We start from the raw sequence: 15,816 nt of genomic DNA, 5'->3' as shown, positions 1-15,816 counted from the left end.
GGTACCAGCATCACCACGACCCTTGCGCTGGTTCAGGCTCCTGCACGGAATCGAGGACTGTGCCGAGCGCGAGGAAGATTCGGAGTGCTGGGAGGCGGCCGAGCAGTACTTCGACGCCTTCTTTGCCGAGCTGACCAACGCGCCGTTCGACGCCCCACCGGGCCACATCGCTGAGTTGATCGACTCTATGACCGCCGGCTACGCCGTCGAGCGCACGGCTCAAGAGGTAGCGGAAGAGTGGCTGACCCAGCATGAACCGCCCAGTGCCCCGAGCCGAATGCTCACCCGCCGAGCCGAGCTGGCGCGCTTGCTGATCGCCGGGATCTGGGCCGCCCGCGTGACCACATCGTACTTCGAGCTCTCGGCGATGCAGGAGACCCTCCGAGAGGTGATGCCGCTGTCGACGGGCGGTAGTGTCCTTGCCCGTCAGCCCCACCCTGGGCTGCGGGCTTTGGTCCCGGAATTGCCCATGGGCAACATGATGGCCTTGCAGTGGACACCCAGCCGGAAGGGCAGCGGCGGCTCCCTGGACGTGCTGTGGTTGCGCGACGTGGGCCGCTGGTTGCTGTATCACCTGCACGACATGCTGGCCTGCGAAGGGGTAGAAGGCCCGCACGTCCTGCTCACCTCCGCGACCAGCTACGAACCGTACTCGATGCGGTATCACATCGACATCGTGCCGTCGCTGATCCTGCGCGAGCCGCCGGAATGCGCGGATGCCCTGCGTGCCAGCAGTTTGCTCTTCCGGCCGCGTAGGCGGCCCGGCCACGAACGGGGCGTGTACGTCTCGGGGGCTGGGGGGCGCCAGGCGCGGCAGAACGCGGTGCGGACCATGACCGACGCCGTGTGCACCCCAGACCCGGGCGCGACCATGTCGCTGCTGGAACAGGCTCTCCAGAGCGCCGACGAGGACCGACGCCGGGCCCTCTTCGTGGTCCTGAGCACACAGGACGCTGGGACCAGCGCCCACTACATGAACACCCGCACCACCGTGACGGCCTGCCACGTAGTCCCCGACAGCCGGCCTCCTGGCCCATACGGCCTCGCGCACCGCCGCATCGCGGAATTCCCCTCCACCCATGCGACGGTGATGGTGGCAGCCGAAGGACCCGTAGGCCGCGGGCACAACATGCTCAATGCCCGAGGCGTCGCCGCGATCTACCCCATCTTCTATCTGACGCGCCTCCACCCGCCGCCGGACGACCTGTCCTTCCCTTTGGCGGTACTGAACTCGCAGGCCATGGCCAGACTGCTCGACCCCGTCCGCTGCGACGTACCCGGCACCAACCCCGCCTTGGAAGTCCGTGCACTCATCCGGCGGGCCCACGCGACTTGGGGCGGCATGATGGGCCGCCCGCTGACCTTCCGCACGCTGCCCACCGAAGACCTGCGCCGGGCATTTGTAGCGGACCAGTTCCACTCCTTCTATCAGACCACCGGCCGCGGAATCCGCGGCAACGTACCCGTCCGCGTCTACCTCCTCGACGCTGCGTTCGCCCCCCGTGCTGCCGACCCCCGCGACTCCGCGCTCGATACGGAGCGCACCAGCGTCCTAATCGCCGGCCGGGCACTGATGCGCGAACTCCTCGCCGAGCCTGGACCTGGCGCCGATGCCCAGGCCCGAGTCAAGCACGCGATTCACACAGCCGTATGGGGACTGCTCGCCAACCTTCTTGAGAACATCGACTGGGGATGACACGACCGTGACCGAAACCGACAACGACTCCGGCACCAAGAAGCCCGCACCACCTCGCTACGAGAACATCCTGACTCCCGCCTTCACCGCCGTCGCAGACAAAGCACTCCCACTTGAACTCCAGACGGCCCCCTTCCCCCGCTCCCTCCTGCCTCGTCTTCAGCGGGCCTGGATCAGTAAGCCCAAGAACCGCTCGCCCTACTTGCCGACGCGCGGGCTGCGCGAACTGGTGGAGTGCGTTGGCTCGGGCGTACTCGCCGTCGGCAGCGACCTTGAGGCTGACGCCTGGCTACACGCTGTACAGCCGCCCGAGAACGAGCTGCCCCTGCAACTCGCCCTGGAAGCGTGGATCACCACCGAGGTCGCGCCCCATCAAAGCGATGTCGACTGGTTCTCCCTCACCAAAGCCGCATTCCCACTGGAATGGACACCCGGCACGCTGGACCTGCTGGGCCACGGCATGGCTCCCAACGGCACAGCACGACCCCGCTCCCACGTCTACCAACTCCTCCCGTCGTACCTCGCCACCCAGTGGATCGACAATAAATGGACGCTCCCCGGGCAGAAGCAGAATGAGTCCGCCGTCCTCGGACCGATCGGAGAACGAGGCGAACGCAGTGTCTACCTCTGGCCGCCCCGCGAACTCACGGACGACGACGGCGCGTACGGACTGTGGACCCACCAGACCAAATTCCGCGTCAGGACGATGCCGCACGATGACCGGCTGATCATCCGTGTCACCCCGCACATCACCCGCTTCGGCGGCACCACACCTGTCTATATCCCGCGCCGCAGCCCAGAGAAGCCACCGAGCGCCACCGTCCTGCTCTATGTCCCCGGCGGGGTGCTCAGCGGCCTCGAGCGCGCACAGTTCCTCCGGGCACCCGTCCTGGTGACCGGCCGCGCGGACAACATGAGTTGGCGCTGGACGCCCGGCATCGCCCGCATGGTCCCCTCCCTGCCCACTTCGCACCTCTACCCGGATCCGAAGACGCCGTCCGGGCAAACCTCCGTGCTCACAACGGGCTTGGCCGTGACGAGAACAGCGAGAAGGATCCCGTCGCACTTCTGCTGCACAGCACCGGCTACACGTACCTCCTGGACGAACCAGATGCCGCGCGCCCTTCTCCTTGTCGGCGACCAGCCAGCTGCCGGCGATCTCGCGCTTGCCGCCCTTTGCCACAACCACGATGCGGCAGCGCTCTCCCGCCGGGATGCCGGTGACCGAGGCGTTGAGGCGGATCCAGTCGACTGCAGGGGTCACCTTCAGGCGCATCTCGCAGCCGGTCCTGGTGCTGTGGCCGTCGACGACCTTCACGCTCCCCGGGGGCGTGGCCGGCGCGGTGGCCGTGACCGAGGGTGCCGACGGGTGGGCCTCCAGGGCGCGGCCGTCGCCCGTGTTCTGCCCGATCAGTATGCCGCCACCGAGCATGGCGCCCGGCGCGACCGCCGCGACCGCGCCCAGGACAGCTCTTCGCCGCAGCGTCTGCCCGGCACGTTCGCTGCGGGCCTGCCTTTCCCTTGTCTGTGCGCCAGCAGATTCTTCGTCTGCTGGGTGTACGTGCATATTGATCAGAACTGACGGGATTCTGATCAGTATGTGTGTGGCGCAGTTGCCTGCCGTCGTGCCCTCTGCTGGGCACCTCCGCATCCATCTTCCTGGCACCTTGGGGTCTCGTGACAGGGCTGGTCCTGTTGTGGCGGAAAGGTGGCGGGTGACGTGTCCGGATCGGTTGTGCGGGCTGAAGGCGCTCTGTCTTGCGATGCGGTGGGCAGGATGCGTACGAGGACGGCCGAGTTGTTCGTGGAGGTGCAGCGGGCCGACACCAAAGCGACCGTGCTGTGCGGTTTGGACGTGGCCCCCCTGGCCGTCGTGGTCGCGGCGATGCCGGTGGCCGCGGAAGCCGGCTGGGTGGTGAGGACGACCCTGGCGGTGATGTGCGCGGGGGCGGCCGCCGCGCTCGTCGCGGCGCTCCTGGCTCTGCGCCCCGTCCTGCCGGGTGGTACGGCGCTTACGGGGATGGACGGACCATGTCCCGATGAGGTTCCTGAAGCCGTCGTGGCCGCCGCGGCGTGGCAGGCCGCCGGAGGACGGCACCAGGCGGACGCCCGGAACGTAGCGCGGCTGGCCGCTATCGCGCACCGCAAGTTCCGGATCATCAAGGTGGCCGTGGATCTGACGGTCATTACCCTGGGGGTGGCCGGAATCGGTGTGTTGATCAGCTGCTTCGTCTCTTGAGAGCATCCCGCCTCTGACGCTTCCTCACATCGGAGGTGCTATGTATCAGCCGCACGTCGCCATGTTCGACAAGGTCTTGTGGGCGAAGCTGCGTGGTCTGGCCCCATTGCGGTCACGGCCCGCCAGAAGTGTCCTTCTGCGACAGGGGGATCCAGGGACGCACGTCCTCCTGCTGGAGTCCGGCTCCGCCATCGTGACCCTGACCGGTGAGAACGGTGAGCGGACTCTGCTGGCCGTCCGGGGGGCGGGTGAACTGCTGGGGGAGCTGGCCGTGCTGGACGCCCACCCGCGCACGGCGTCCGTCATCGCGGCGGAGGCGTGCCAGGTCCGGGTCATCCCCGCCCCCGAGTTCCTCGGTTTCGTCGACGAGCACGGTCTGACGGCTTCGATACTGCGCCATGCCATCGCTCGTGTGCGTGAGGCGGAGGCGGTGCGGCTCGAACTCGCGACCGCTCCGGTGCCGGCGCGACTCGCATCGGCTCTGGGGCGGCTGGTCCAGTCGGCTTCCTGCAGGGCCGACCACGTCCATGTGCGCCTGACGCAGGTGGAGCTCTCCCAGCTGATCGGGGCGTCGCGGAACGCCGTCGGAACGGCAATCAAGGCGTGGCGTGATCACGGATGGCTGGAGACGGAGCCCGGGGGCGGCCTGCTGATCAGGGACATCACCCGGATCAAAACCCATCCCCTCGGCCGAGGGTGACGGAGCGCACCGGCTCGGTGCCCAGTAGTGGGCACCGAGCTGCCTCCGACCCGGCCAGCATGGTGCGCCAGCCGCGAAAGTCGTGGCGGAAGGGCTGGTGTTCCCATGAGGTCTCCTGCGCAGCCGGACCCGGTCGACGTGCCACCGGAGCACGCGCTGCTGGTCGTCGACATGAAGGGTTACAGCCGGATCCCCGAAGCGCGGATGGCGCCGGCGCGCTTCGACCTGGACAGCATCCTCGACACTGTGTTCGACCAGAGCGGGCTGGACATGCCGCGGCGGGTCGACGGTGCGTTCGATGACACCGGCGACGGCGGCATCTTCGTCCTGCCAGCGCGGGACACCACGCGGTTGGTCGATCCGCTGCTCGGACACCTCAACGCGGCCCTGTCCCGGTACGACAAGAAGGCGCGCCTGCGCAGCGGACCGGAGATCCGTCTGCGGGCCAGCGTCCATGTCGGGCCGGTGTCACTGCCCGACCGCCGCAGTCGGGCCGTCGTCGAGGCGTGCCGGCTGGTCGACAGCGAGGCGGTGCGGGAAGCACTGGACGCGGCCGAGGCCCATGGCGCCTACTTGGCCTCCGTGGTCTCGGAGATTGCTTTTCGTCGGACGGTGAGGGACGGCCGCACACTCGATCTCGACGAGCGCCACTTTCTGCGGGCCACGGCCCGCGTGGACGGTAAGCCGGAGTTCGAGGAGCCCTGCCGGCTTCTCGTTCCCGGGGTGTCACCCGTACTGCTGGGCCCCTCCATCACGGACGCGGCCGGTCCCCGGCCGTCGTCCGCTCCGGCCCCTGCGCCGGCGCACGGAGCCGCGAACAGATCCTCTCCGGAGGCGGCCCACCGCGGTCCTGTCATGAATTTCCTCGGCGCCATGGACCGCCCGACGGTCATCGGCGAGCTCGACACGCTCAACCTCGACCAGCGTCAGCGCTGACGGGCACGCGCCGTCCTACCTCCTTGCCCTTCCAGAAGAGGAACGAATCCATGGCAGAGAACGCCTTCACCTCGCCCGAATCTGACGAACCCAAGAATCCGGAATCCGATGGCGCATCTCCGGATCTCACCTCCCCCGCTTCCGTTCCCACGCCCCGGCCCGGCGACCTCCACATCCAGCAGGTCGGCGTGGCCGCCGCGCACGTCGATGAGCTGAACGTGCTGCAGGAGTTGCGCAAACGGGACGTGCTCGAGGGGGTGGAGCGGGATCGGCAGCAGATCACCGAGCAGCCCTTCATCCTCGCGGGGCGCTGGAAGGAAGCCTGGGACCAGGTCGTCGACGGGGAGACTCACCTTCTGCGACCGCGCATCCTGCTGGTCGTGGCACCGCGCTCGTTCGGCTCCACGACCTTCGCTCTCCAGCTGCTGGCGCGCCACACCGAAGCGGACACCACGCTGGTGAAGCTGGACGCCGACTGGAGCGCGCCCAGCCGGGGCCGACTTCCGGTGGACCACCGGCACGCCTACCAGGTCGACCTGAAGGACACGTGTACCGATCGACTCTCGGCCGACTTCCTCGACTCCCTTACCCGGCATGCCGAGGACCTCGCGCCGGCGCGTTCGTTCCTGGTGATGACCGTGGCGAAGGAGCTCTGGCCCGACCACTACCTCAGCCCGCGCGGTGACGTCAGGGTCGTGCACATCGACGAGCCGCCGGAGGCGGAGCTCGTGGTCGAGGCGCACCTGGAGTACCACGGACATCCTCAACTGGTGTCCCACTTCCAGTCCCTCGACGAGGCGGTCGTCTCCCTGCGCGGGCTCAACGCTGTCGAGGCGGTTCGGGCCGCGCTCACCGCCATGGCGGTGTGGGAGGAGTATCACGGCGGGCAGCCCCACCTGTCGGTCGCCGCCGTGCGCACGGGTGGACAGGAGCGGCCCGCCGGCTTCGCGGAGCGTCTGACGGCCGCGCTGTCGGACTGGAGGCAGAAGCTGGACGGCCTGTTCGGGGAGACGACCACCACGTACGACGGGCGAACCCCCTCACTCACCCTGGAGGACCGCTGTCTGCTGCTGGCTCTGGCCGTCTGCCAGTCCGCGCCCATGACGGAGGTGGCAGCCACGGCGGGCAGCCTGCGGACCCTGCTCGCGGCGCCGAACGGCGACAAGCCCGCCACCGAAGCGCTGGTCCAGTCCGTCTTCGCCGGGCGCGGCCTGCGCCGCCGTATCCATGACGTGGGCGCACGCGTGAACACGCACGACTCGGTGGTCTTCGACCAGCCTGCCTACGGGCGGGCCGTCCTGACCTATGTGTGGGACAACTACGAGGTGATGCGCGGGCCCTTGCTCATCTGGCTCACTCAGCCCGGCGACGGCTCCGTGTTGGCCCAGCCGATGGTCGACGCCCTGGCCGGTCTCGTCCTGCGGTACGGCACCGCCGACCATCTGGACACGCTGGGAAGCATCGCCTGTGCCGAAAATCCCGAGCTGCTCGGCGCCGTGCTGCTGCGCGCCGTGGGAGACGAGCACGTCGGTCGCGCCGCCTGGGCCACGCTCTATCGGTGGGCCGGACAGCAGGAGTACACCCGCACGGTGGTCAACACCTGTCGCAGCGTGCTCCTGGACGAGACCTCGGGCCCGTCCGCAGCCAAGATGGCCTTGGTCCGGCTGCGCCGGGTCGCCCGGAAGAGCGACGATCCCGCGACTCGGCTCGGTGTCCTCTCGGCCTTCAAGGAGCTGGTCTCGCGGCCGGCCCGCACCGCGATGCTCGTTGCCGAAGTCGCCGCTTGGCAGGCGTCCAAGGTCTCCGTCAGGTCCGGCAGCCTCGCCTTCCTCGCTCTGATGGAGAAGGAGCACACGAAGGTGCCGTGGCTTATGTCCGAGGAAGCGGCCGGCATTGACGTCGACCGCGCGTTGCGGGACCTCCTCGGCGACGCCGCCATCGCGCAGGAGGTCATCCCCCAACTGACGAAGTGGATCGGCTCGTACGCCACCGACGCCGTCGGGTACGAGCGGTTGCGCGACCGGCTCGTCCACATCCTGCGGGGCAACGGCATGTTCCAGGCGTACTGGGCGTTCATGCGGGCCCTGGCCGACGCACCCGTGACCGTCGAGGGGGTCGACGTGGCGGAGGACTTCCACCGGCACCTCGTCGACCCGCGGCTCCGCTCGGTGTTCGCGCTCGAAACGGGGTCCGCGTGAGATGGCCCTGGCAGCGCGCGGAGCGCATCAGCGACTGTCCCCACCAGCGCCTCCTGCCGAGCGCCACGGCCGGAGTCCCCTTCGACGCGGTCTTCGTCATCGTCTGGCGGCCGGCGTGGCGTACGGGCTCCAATCTCGAGGACCTGGTGCGCTTCCGGGTCCACGCGGTGGCGGCCGAAGCCGCCGGACGCTGCGAGGCGGCCGATCCGCATGCCGCGCAGGACGCCGTCAACGCTGCCCTGCGTGATCTGCGTGGGACCACTGGTGGGTCTTATCGGATCCTGCGTGCGCGTGTCACGCTGCGGTTGTCCGCGGAAGGCCGTCAGGCCGTCGCCCAGAGCCGGGCCGACGAGGACCGGGTCCGGCGCCTGCGGTTCCTCAAGGCCCAGCTGTACGACCATCCCGACCTGGTGGTCCTGGACCGGCTCGAACAGCGCCCCGGCACGCTGGCGGACGAGCACGTTGCCGAACTCCAACGCCTCGCGCGGTCCATCAGAGCGTGTGGGAGCTGGTGGCAGCCCTTGCTCGAACAGTGGGAGGAGGTCGGCCGCGGCTTCAGCGACGCCGACCGGCAGCAGCGGGCGATGCTCGCCCTGCTCGATTCCCTGCAGGCTTTCACTGGCGGATCGGCGTCGCTCCCCGCCGAGTCCGGTCGGCCGAGCCCCCTCGCGGCGTCCGGGGAGTCTGAGCGGGGGGCCTCCCGGTGAGCACTCTGCTCTGGCGGGCGCTGCTGGCGCCGTTCACCAGCGTGCGGGCGTTTCGCCTTTGGCGGCGTGGGAAGGGGGCGCTCTCCTACGACACCGCGTGGCGCGAGGCCCGCATGGTCACGTCTCCGGACGAGATGGTGTACCGCCTGCACGGCCATCACCGGCCCCCGCCGTGCGCGGCATGTGAGGGCGGTCCTTGACTCTGGCGAGACGGATCCTCTGGTCAGCGTCGCAGGGACGCGGCGTCTGCCATGACGATCACGGGGCGCAGAGCGGGGCCGAAGGCGAGGAGGAGTTCCCTCGTGTGTGCTTTGGACAGGCTCACGCAGCCCTGCGTGGGCCAGCCCGTGGTCGACATGGACCCATATGCTGCCGCCCTTGTCGGCGCCGACAGTGGTGCCTGCACCAGATGGCGTGCGGGCCGTCCGTCGGCCCTTCACGACGAGGTGGTTGCCCGATGGAAAACAAAGGACACGAGCCCTGCCACACATAAGAGCGACGGGCACGCTTCACCGATGCCAAGCGTTAGACCTAGCCTTCTGCTCTTGGGCGAGGGGATGCTGACGAACCGTCAGCTGCCAGCCGCATGCACGCGTGAGGTGACCGGACGGATCAGGCAGGAGCCTGGTCGCCAGCGCAGCGAGTCTGGGGACCAGTTGGGGACCACACGATGTGCGCGAAGGCGCACGATAGACACTGCTGCACACAACTTGCGCCTTAATTAAGCCGGTTATATCCAGAAAATACCCCCGACTCTCACTCCTGGGGGTCAAGGGGTCGCAGGTTCAGATCCTGTCGTCCCGACCATGCGGAAACGCAGGTCGGAGGCCGTTCTCTCATTCGTGAGAGGGTGGCCTTTCGTGTGTCCGGGGGCGTGGTGGTTGCTGTGCGGTCGCGCGGTGGGTACAGCCACGCGTCGTAGTGGGGGACGGTCGTGACGGTGGGAATGTGTGATGGCCCGCCCGAATGAAGGCGAGTCATTACATATTTTATGCGCTTACCGCTACCGCGAGGGAAATCGGATTTCTTCGGGGATGAAGTATGGATCGATGCCGAGGCGGGAAATGTCGGTACGAACATTTGCCGCGAAGCGCCTGATTTCCCTCCCGAGTACCTCTCGCCCTATGAGGCAAACAGCTGACCCCGGTGCCGGCGTCGAGGCAACCGACCACCCGTTCTCCCGCTTCACGATATTTACCAGCCCGGGATCGGCCGACATGGAGTCGAACGAGAATTCTTCGCTCGGATCGGCTTCGCTCGCCCACTTGCATAGCGCGCAGGCGAGTTCAGCCAACAGGAAACGAAGTCTCGCTCAAGATTTCTTGACCGCGATCAATGATCGTCGGTCTGCCTCGACGCTGAGGGGTGTCTCTGCGAGAGTCGGACCACTTGGGGTGTCTGCAGAGACAGGTCTCATAATGAATCTTCATCGGTGCGTGGTCCGCGAGGGACTCCGTCCGCGATGTCAGCGTCCCAGTTGACCGTCGAGCCAGGTGAGGATCTCGGGGGTCACGGGGTCGGTGATGTCCGCGAACTCCTGGTGCTTCTTGAGGAACTTGGCGACGTAGGGGCAGACGGGCACGATCCGCATCCCGGAGGCGCGGACGTCGGTCAGGGCCTGCTCCACGAGGATCGCGGCGAGTCCCTGGCCGGCGTACGCGTCGTCGATCTCGGTGTGGAAGAAGACCCGGCGGTCGTCGCGGTCGCGGTAGGCGGTCAGGCCGGCGCGGTTGTCGTCGACGAGGATCTCGTAGCGGTGGCGGGCGTCGACGTGGCGGACGACGGGGTCGGTGGTGGTCCGGTCGCTCATGATGGGCCTTTCGATACGGGGGTCAGCGGTGGGAGGGCTTCTTGCGGGGTGTGATGACGGCGTTGGGCAGGGCGGGGGCGGGCAGCCGGTGGCCCGGATAGCCGTCGACCGTGCCGAAGCGGTCGGAGGCCCGTTCCCACTCCTCCCGCGCTTCGACGATGTCCTGGTGGCTGCGGCCGATGAAGTTCCACCACATCACGATCTCCTCCTCGAAGGGCGGGCCGCCCAGGAGCACCGTCCGGGCCGGGTGATCGGACGCGTTGGAAAGGGTGAGGGTGGTGCGGCCGGGGGCGGCGTAGCCGAGTTCGGCGGGGCGCAGGGGGGTGTCGTCGAAGTGGACGTCGCCCTCGTCGACGAGCAGGCCGTGTTCGAAGCCCGGGTCGACGTCGAGGGTGACGGTGGCACCGGCGTCGATCAGGATCTCGGCGCCGAGGAGCGGGCTGTAGGTGCGGACGGGGGAGGTCTCGCCGGCGAGGGTGCCGAGGAAGACCCGCAGTTCCGCCCCGTCGACGTGGCGCGGCTCGGGTGCGTGGTGCTGGAAGGCGCGGGGGGCATGGCGGTGTTCGCCGGGGAGGGCGACCCAGAGCTGGACGCCGTGGAGCACGGTGGTGCCGGGGGTGGAGACCTCCGTGTGGCTGATGCCGTGTCCGCCGGTCATGAGGTTGATCTCGCCGGGCCGTACGAAGGCGTGGGTGCCCAGGCTGTCGCGGTGCTCGATCTCCCCGCTGAAAAGCCAGCTGACCGTCTGCAGGCCGGTGTGCGGATGGGGTGCGACGTCCATGCCGCCGGAGTCGGCGACCCGGTCGGGACCGTAGTGGTCGGCGAAGCACCAGGCGCCGATGAGCGTACGGGCCCGCTGGGGCAGTGTGCGCCGTACGGTCATCGCTCGCGGTCCGCCCAGCGGGACGTCCCGGGCAGTGAGGATCTCGACCTCCGTGTGATCCATCTCGCGGCCTCTCTCGCAAAGTAGTTTCGCTTTCAACAATTATGGGCGATCATAGTCGCGATGACAACCCGCGACAAACAGGCGAAGGAGCACAGGGTGACGGAGACGGTGCAGGCCACGACGGTTCCCCGGACCGCAGGCCGGATCTACCTGGACAAGCAGAGTCCCGCCGCGTACCAGGCGCTGGTGAAGACCGCCGACGCCGCCCGCGCGACGGCTGCAGAGGCCGGCCTCGACCGGCTCCTGGTCGAACTGGTCAACCTGCGCGTGTCCCAGCTCAACGGCTGCGCCTTCTGCCTCGACGTCCACACCCGGGCCGCGTTGCGTGCCGGGGAGACCACCCGGCGCCTCGGCGTGCTCGCGGCCTGGCGTGACACCGAACTCTTCACCGCCCGCGAACGCGCCGCCCTCGCGCTCGCAGAGGCCACCACTCACCCCGCCGACGCCCTGGCCCAGGAGGAGGCGTACGCGCAGGCGCGCGAGGCCCTGGGCGACGATGAGATCTCCGCCGTGATCTGGGTGGCGATCACGATCAACGCCTTCAACCGGGTCTCTGTCCTCAGCAAGCACCCGGTGCGGGAGACTCCCGCGCGCTGAGTCCCTGTGGGGCCGTCGCTCTTTTTGGGAGGGGGTACTCGCGCCTGTCGTGCCGTACCCGCAGTCTCTCGCGCCGCTGGGCGGTGGTGGCCGCCGTCGTCAAGAAGGACGCCGACGGCACCCCCGGGAAGGTCGGCCGGGACCGGCTGAAGGTGCCGAAGAGCCCTGTTGAGCCCGCTTGCCGCCCTGGTGATCGCCGATCCGCCATGTGGCCCGACCGGCCCCACCCGCGAACGGGTGGGGCCGGACCGATCGCTACCCGGCCGCCGGGTTCGGCGCCGGGGCGTAGCCGGTGGGCCGGGTGGTGAACGTCCCCCGGCCCTGGGTGCGGCTGCGCAGCCGGGTCGCGTAGCCGAACAGTTCCGCCAGCGGCACGGTCGCCGTGATCACCGCCGTGCCCGCCCGCGCGGCCGAACCGGAGACCCGGCCGCGCCGTGCCGCCAGATCGCCGAGGACACCGCCCACGGCATCGTCGGGCACGGTGACGGTGACCTCCGCCACCGGCTCCAGCAGCACCATCGCGCTCGCCCGCAACGCCTCACGGAGCGCGAACCGGCCGGCCGTGCGGAACGCCATCTCCGAGGAGTCCTTGGAGTGGGTCGCCCCGTCGGTCAGCGTGACCCGCAGCCCGGTCACCGGGTGCCCGCCGAGCGGACCCTCGGCAAGCGCGTCCCGGCAGCCGGCCTCCACCGCACGGACGTACTCCTGCGGCACCCGTCCACCGACGACGGTCGACCGGAACACGAAGTCCGGCCCACTGTCCCCGCCGTCGTCACCGGGGGCCTCCAACGGCTCCGTGTCGATGACGACATGGGCGAACTGCCCGGCTCCGCCGTCCTGCTTCACATGCCGGTACACCAGCCCGGTCACCCCGCGGGCGACCGTCTCCCGGTAGGCCACCTGCGGCCTGCCGACACCGATCTCCAGCCCGTGCGCACGCCGGATCTTCTCCACCGCGACCTCCAGATGCAGTTCCCCCATCCCCGACAGCACCGTCTGCCCCGTCTCGGGATCGGTACGGACCACCAGCGAGGGATCCTCCTCGACCAGCCGCGCCAGCGCCGTCACCAGCCGCTCGGTATCGGTCCGCCTGCGGGCCTCGACCGCCACCGAGACGACCGGCTCGGCCACGGTGGGCGGTTCGAGGACCAGGGGCGCCGAGGGTGCGCACAGGGTCGCCCCGGCACGGGCCGCCTTCAGCCCGATCACCGCGACGATGTCCCCGGCCACCGCCGCATCGACGTCCCCGTGCCGGCCCGCCTGCACGCGCAGGATCCGTCCGATGCGCTCGTGGCGCCGCGCGCCCGCGTCCAGCACCGTGTCCCCCTTCCGGATCGCTCCCGAATACACCCGCAGAAAGGTCAGCCGGCCCGTCTCGGTCGAGCTCACCTTGAACACCAGAGCGGCGAACGGCGCCGCCGGATCGGCGACCCGCTCCTGCACCGCGCCGTCCAGGGCGCCGCGTACCGGCGGCACGTCCAGCGGCGAGGGCAGGTAGGACACCACGGCCTCCAGGAGCGGCTCGATCCCGCGATTGCGGTAGGCCGAACCGCACAGCACCACAACACCTTCGCCGGTACGGGTCAGGTCGCGCAGCGCGGACCGCAGCGTCCGCTCGGACACCGAGGACTGCGCACAGAACTCCTCCAGCGCGGCCGGATGGAGCTCCGCCACCGTCTCCTCCAGCAGCCGCCTGCGCCGCCGCGCCTCGTCGCACAGCGCCTCCGGCACCCGCCCCTCCTCGAACGTGCCACCGCCGTCGGCCCAGACCAGCGCCCGCATGCGCAGCAGATCCACCACTCCACTGAACCCGTTCTCGCTCCCGATCGGCAGCTGTACCACCAGCGGGACGGTGTGCAGCCGGTCCCTGATCGACGCGACCGCCGTGTCCAGTTCGGCCCCGGCACGGTCCATTTTGTTGACGAATGCGATCCGCGGCACCCCGTGCCGGTCGGCCTGCCGCCACACCGACTCGCTCTGCGGCTCGACCCCCGCGACGGCGTCGAACACCGCGATCGCTCCGTCGAGCACCCGCAGCGAGCGCTCCACCTCGTCGGAGAAGTCGACATGGCCCGGGGTGTCGATCAGATTGATCCGGTGACCGTCCCACGAACAGCTCACCGCGGCGGCGAAGATGGTGATCCCGCGGTCGCGTTCCTGGGAGTCGAAGTCGGTGACGGTCGTCCCGTCGTGGACCTCGCCCTGCTTGTGGACGGCGCCGGTGAGGTAGAGGATCCGCTCGGTGACTGTGGTCTTGCCGGCGTCGACGTGGGCGAGAATGCCCAGGTTGCGAACGGTGTTCAGCGGACTGGTGGGTTGACGGTGCAGTTCGGTACGCACGGCCCATGGCCTTTCGGAACGATCCGGAACGGGAAAGCGCGATTCCCGGACGAACCGGCCTGTGATCAGGCCGGGCGAGGACCTCCGGCACGGTGTGTCACACCGGTGAGCCGCCGCCCGGCCGTGTCGACGCCGGGCGCTGCGAGGTCAGTTGTCCGTCGCGGGGGACCGATGCGGGCCGCGCAGCCTGCACCGGGCGCACGAAGACACCAGGATCACCTCGTACCGCGACGAGGGAACGACAACAGCGGTGCGGTAGCGCACGGCCGGTCTCCCCCCACTGGTCACGGTGCGCGCCGCAGTGTTGTCGTGGCGCGCGTTTCGTGGTGAGTGTAAGGAACCCGGGTGCGGTCAGGAAACCGGATTTCGTGGCGCCGGGCCCGGTGGACGGTCATGGACAGCTCGCTCCGCTCCGCATGCGTGCACCAGTTCCCCGATCGGCTCCATGTTCCCTGTCAGGGGCGGGCGTTGAAGGCGCTGGCGAATGATGAAACGATCCTCGGGAACCGCACTGGGCGGTGCTCGGGGAAGGAAACACATCGATGGACGGAGACCAAGGCCAGGCTGCCGCCACGGTGTTCGACGCGCTGGGCGCCGACTACGAGCGGGCGTTCGCCGGATCCGCCGCCCACCACGCCTCGTTGCAACGGCTGCTGGGTGATCTCGTACCGCAGAGCCGGATCCTGGACGTCGGCAGCGGAACTGGGCGGCCGACCGCCCGGACTCTCACCGAGGCCGGTCATGACGTGCTGGGGGTTGACGTCTCGCCCGGCATGGTCGAACTGGCGGCCCGGCAGGTTCCCGACGCGGTGTTCGAATGCGCCGACATTCGCGAACTTCCCCTGGAAGAAGGCAGTTTCGACGCGGCCTGCGCCTATTTCTCACTGCTCCAGATGTCCCGCGACGACCAGTTCCGGCTCCTGCGGAAGCTCGGACGGCTGCTGGTTCCCGGCGGCCATCTGGTCGTGGCCACGGTGCCGCTGGACGTGGAGGACTTCGACGTCGTCTTCATGGGCCACAACGTGCGGGCGACGAGCTTCGGCCCGGAGGAGTTCACGGAGCTGGTCACCGCCGCCGGGCTCTCGGTGCTGTGGGAGCAGAGCACCCTGTTCACCCCGGAGTACGAAGCGGCGGTGGCCGAGCCCCAGTTGTTCCTGCACTGCCGACGGGCCTGACATCCGGTCCACCTTCGGTTGCCGGGCCCGCCGCCCCTCAGCGCTCGACCGGCAGCTTCACCGGGCGGCACGTGCGCCGTGTCCCGGCGCACCGCCGCACGAGGGTGACGGGACGCCGGCCGGCCTTGAGCGGGGCCTTCCAGTTGCGCAGCGCCTGTCTGCCGCACCCGCGCCACTGCGCGGGCGAGATGGGTACGGGCTGCCCGCCCCGGGTGACCAGCGCGTTCACCGGAGTCATCGGGTCCGCCGCCATGGTCTTGGCGAGCAGCACGCCGATCACCAGCGGGGCCAGCGACAGCGCCAGCGTCGTGCCGGCGGTGGCGACGTGCTGGATGCGGGGACGGGACGGTGCGTCAGGAACCATGATGGTCATTCGACCAGCGACCGCCCGCCGGCGGATCGGCCGACGTACTCAGCTCGGCCCGCCCTCGTACTCACGCCCGGGTGTACGAAGGCGGGCCGCCGTGCCCGT

Annotated in this window: 14 protein-coding genes; 9 read left to right on the top strand and 5 right to left on the bottom strand. The window is 69.3% G+C overall.

Features of this window, described 5'->3' with window-relative positions; all coding sequences use genetic code 11:
- Window positions 1-22 precede the first annotated feature (22 nt).
- The 7 genes from ACIRJP_RS06605 to ACIRJP_RS06575 all read left to right on the top strand — a co-directional run bounded on the left by ACIRJP_RS06605 (window position 23) and on the right by ACIRJP_RS06575 (window position 8,476).
- Window positions 23-1,696 (top strand): hypothetical protein, encoded by a 1,674-nt coding sequence (locus ACIRJP_RS06605; RefSeq protein WP_404168918.1) that lies wholly within the window; start codon window positions 23-25, stop codon window positions 1,694-1,696.
- 7 nt (window positions 1,697-1,703) lie between these two features.
- Complete coding sequence (locus tag ACIRJP_RS06600) at window positions 1,704-3,278, top strand: pPIWI_RE module domain-containing protein (RefSeq protein WP_404168915.1); 1,575 nt, start codon at window positions 1,704-1,706, stop codon at window positions 3,276-3,278.
- Between the two features lie 216 nt (window positions 3,279-3,494).
- A complete protein-coding gene (locus ACIRJP_RS06595) occupies window positions 3,495-3,935 on the top strand; it encodes a hypothetical protein (RefSeq protein ID WP_404168912.1) in 441 nt (146 codons plus the stop codon).
- Between the two features lie 40 nt (window positions 3,936-3,975).
- A complete protein-coding gene (locus tag ACIRJP_RS06590; protein ID WP_404168910.1) occupies window positions 3,976-4,635 on the top strand; it encodes a Crp/Fnr family transcriptional regulator in 660 nt (219 codons plus the stop codon).
- A 105-nt stretch (window positions 4,636-4,740) separates the two neighbouring features.
- Entirely contained in the window at window positions 4,741-5,571 is an 831-nt protein-coding gene (locus tag ACIRJP_RS06585) for a hypothetical protein (protein ID WP_404168907.1), read from the top strand.
- Window positions 5,572-5,621: 50 nt separating this feature from the next.
- Window positions 5,622-7,769 carry a hypothetical protein gene (locus ACIRJP_RS06580; RefSeq protein ID WP_404168904.1) on the top strand — a complete coding sequence of 716 codons (2,148 nt, stop codon included), beginning with the start codon at window positions 5,622-5,624 and terminating at the stop codon, window positions 7,767-7,769.
- Window positions 7,766-8,476, top strand: coding sequence for a hypothetical protein (locus ACIRJP_RS06575; RefSeq protein ID WP_404168901.1), 711 nt, complete (start codon window positions 7,766-7,768; stop codon window positions 8,474-8,476). Before ACIRJP_RS06580 ends, ACIRJP_RS06575 begins: the two co-directional genes overlap by 4 nt.
- A gap of 223 nt (window positions 8,477-8,699) precedes the next feature.
- On the opposite strand, the gene ACIRJP_RS06570 is transcribed toward ACIRJP_RS06575, so the two are convergent.
- The 3 genes from ACIRJP_RS06570 to ACIRJP_RS06560 all read right to left on the bottom strand — a co-directional run bounded on the left by ACIRJP_RS06570 (window position 8,700) and on the right by ACIRJP_RS06560 (window position 11,232).
- Window positions 8,700-8,834: a hypothetical protein gene (locus tag ACIRJP_RS06570; protein WP_404168898.1), complete on the bottom strand. Its 135-nt coding sequence runs from the start codon at window positions 8,832-8,834 to the stop codon at window positions 8,700-8,702.
- Window positions 8,835-9,941: 1,107 nt separating this feature from the next.
- The gene (locus ACIRJP_RS06565) at window positions 9,942-10,286 is read right to left on the bottom strand and encodes a GNAT family N-acetyltransferase (protein ID WP_351258982.1); all 345 of its coding nucleotides are present in this window, start codon (window positions 10,284-10,286) and stop codon (window positions 9,942-9,944) included.
- Window positions 10,287-10,308: 22 nt separating this feature from the next.
- Entirely contained in the window at window positions 10,309-11,232 is a 924-nt protein-coding gene (locus ACIRJP_RS06560; RefSeq protein ID WP_404168895.1) for a pirin family protein, read from the bottom strand.
- Window positions 11,233-11,292: 60 nt separating this feature from the next.
- Between ACIRJP_RS06560 and ACIRJP_RS06555 the strand changes: the two genes are divergently transcribed.
- On the top strand, window positions 11,293-11,829 hold the full coding sequence (locus ACIRJP_RS06555) for a carboxymuconolactone decarboxylase family protein (protein ID WP_404168892.1): 537 nt from the start codon (window positions 11,293-11,295) through the stop codon (window positions 11,827-11,829).
- A 255-nt stretch (window positions 11,830-12,084) separates the two neighbouring features.
- Here ACIRJP_RS06555 and fusA read toward each other — a convergent pair whose 3' ends face one another.
- Entirely contained in the window at window positions 12,085-14,169 is a 2,085-nt protein-coding gene (gene fusA, locus ACIRJP_RS06550; protein WP_404168889.1) for an elongation factor G, read from the bottom strand.
- 542 nt (window positions 14,170-14,711) lie between these two features.
- Between fusA and ACIRJP_RS06545 the strand changes: the two genes are divergently transcribed.
- A complete protein-coding gene (locus ACIRJP_RS06545) occupies window positions 14,712-15,344 on the top strand; it encodes a class I SAM-dependent methyltransferase (RefSeq protein ID WP_404168886.1) in 633 nt (210 codons plus the stop codon).
- Between the two features lie 37 nt (window positions 15,345-15,381).
- Here ACIRJP_RS06545 and ACIRJP_RS06540 read toward each other — a convergent pair whose 3' ends face one another.
- Window positions 15,382-15,708 carry a hypothetical protein gene (locus tag ACIRJP_RS06540; protein WP_404168883.1) on the bottom strand — a complete coding sequence of 109 codons (327 nt, stop codon included), beginning with the start codon at window positions 15,706-15,708 and terminating at the stop codon, window positions 15,382-15,384.
- Window positions 15,709-15,816: the final 108 nt, after the last annotated feature.

Origin of the sequence: Streptomyces sp. NPDC102437 (assembly GCF_044765565.1) — a bacterium.
GTDB lineage: Bacteria > Actinomycetota > Actinomycetes > Streptomycetales > Streptomycetaceae > Streptomyces.
Note: the sequence above shows the minus strand (reverse complement) of the source record. Positions and strands in the feature narration are given on the sequence as shown.

Coding starts and splice junctions, on each gene's coding strand:
- ACIRJP_RS06590 (WP_404168910.1), top strand. CDS start 3,976: ATGTATCAGCCGCACGTCGCCATGTTCGACAAGGTCTTGTGGGCGAAG.
- ACIRJP_RS06585 (WP_404168907.1), top strand. CDS start 4,741: ATGAGGTCTCCTGCGCAGCCGGACCCGGTCGACGTGCCACCGGAGCAC.
- ACIRJP_RS06580 (WP_404168904.1), top strand. CDS start 5,622: ATGGCAGAGAACGCCTTCACCTCGCCCGAATCTGACGAACCCAAGAAT.
- ACIRJP_RS06570 (WP_404168898.1), bottom strand. CDS start 8,834: ATGTCGACCACGGGCTGGCCCACGCAGGGCTGCGTGAGCCTGTCCAAA.
- ACIRJP_RS06565 (WP_351258982.1), bottom strand. CDS start 10,286: ATGAGCGACCGGACCACCACCGACCCCGTCGTCCGCCACGTCGACGCC.
- ACIRJP_RS06560 (WP_404168895.1), bottom strand. CDS start 11,232: ATGGATCACACGGAGGTCGAGATCCTCACTGCCCGGGACGTCCCGCTG.
- ACIRJP_RS06555 (WP_404168892.1), top strand. CDS start 11,293: ATGACAACCCGCGACAAACAGGCGAAGGAGCACAGGGTGACGGAGACG.
- ACIRJP_RS06545 (WP_404168886.1), top strand. CDS start 14,712: ATGGACGGAGACCAAGGCCAGGCTGCCGCCACGGTGTTCGACGCGCTG.
- ACIRJP_RS06540 (WP_404168883.1), bottom strand. CDS start 15,708: ATGGTTCCTGACGCACCGTCCCGTCCCCGCATCCAGCACGTCGCCACC.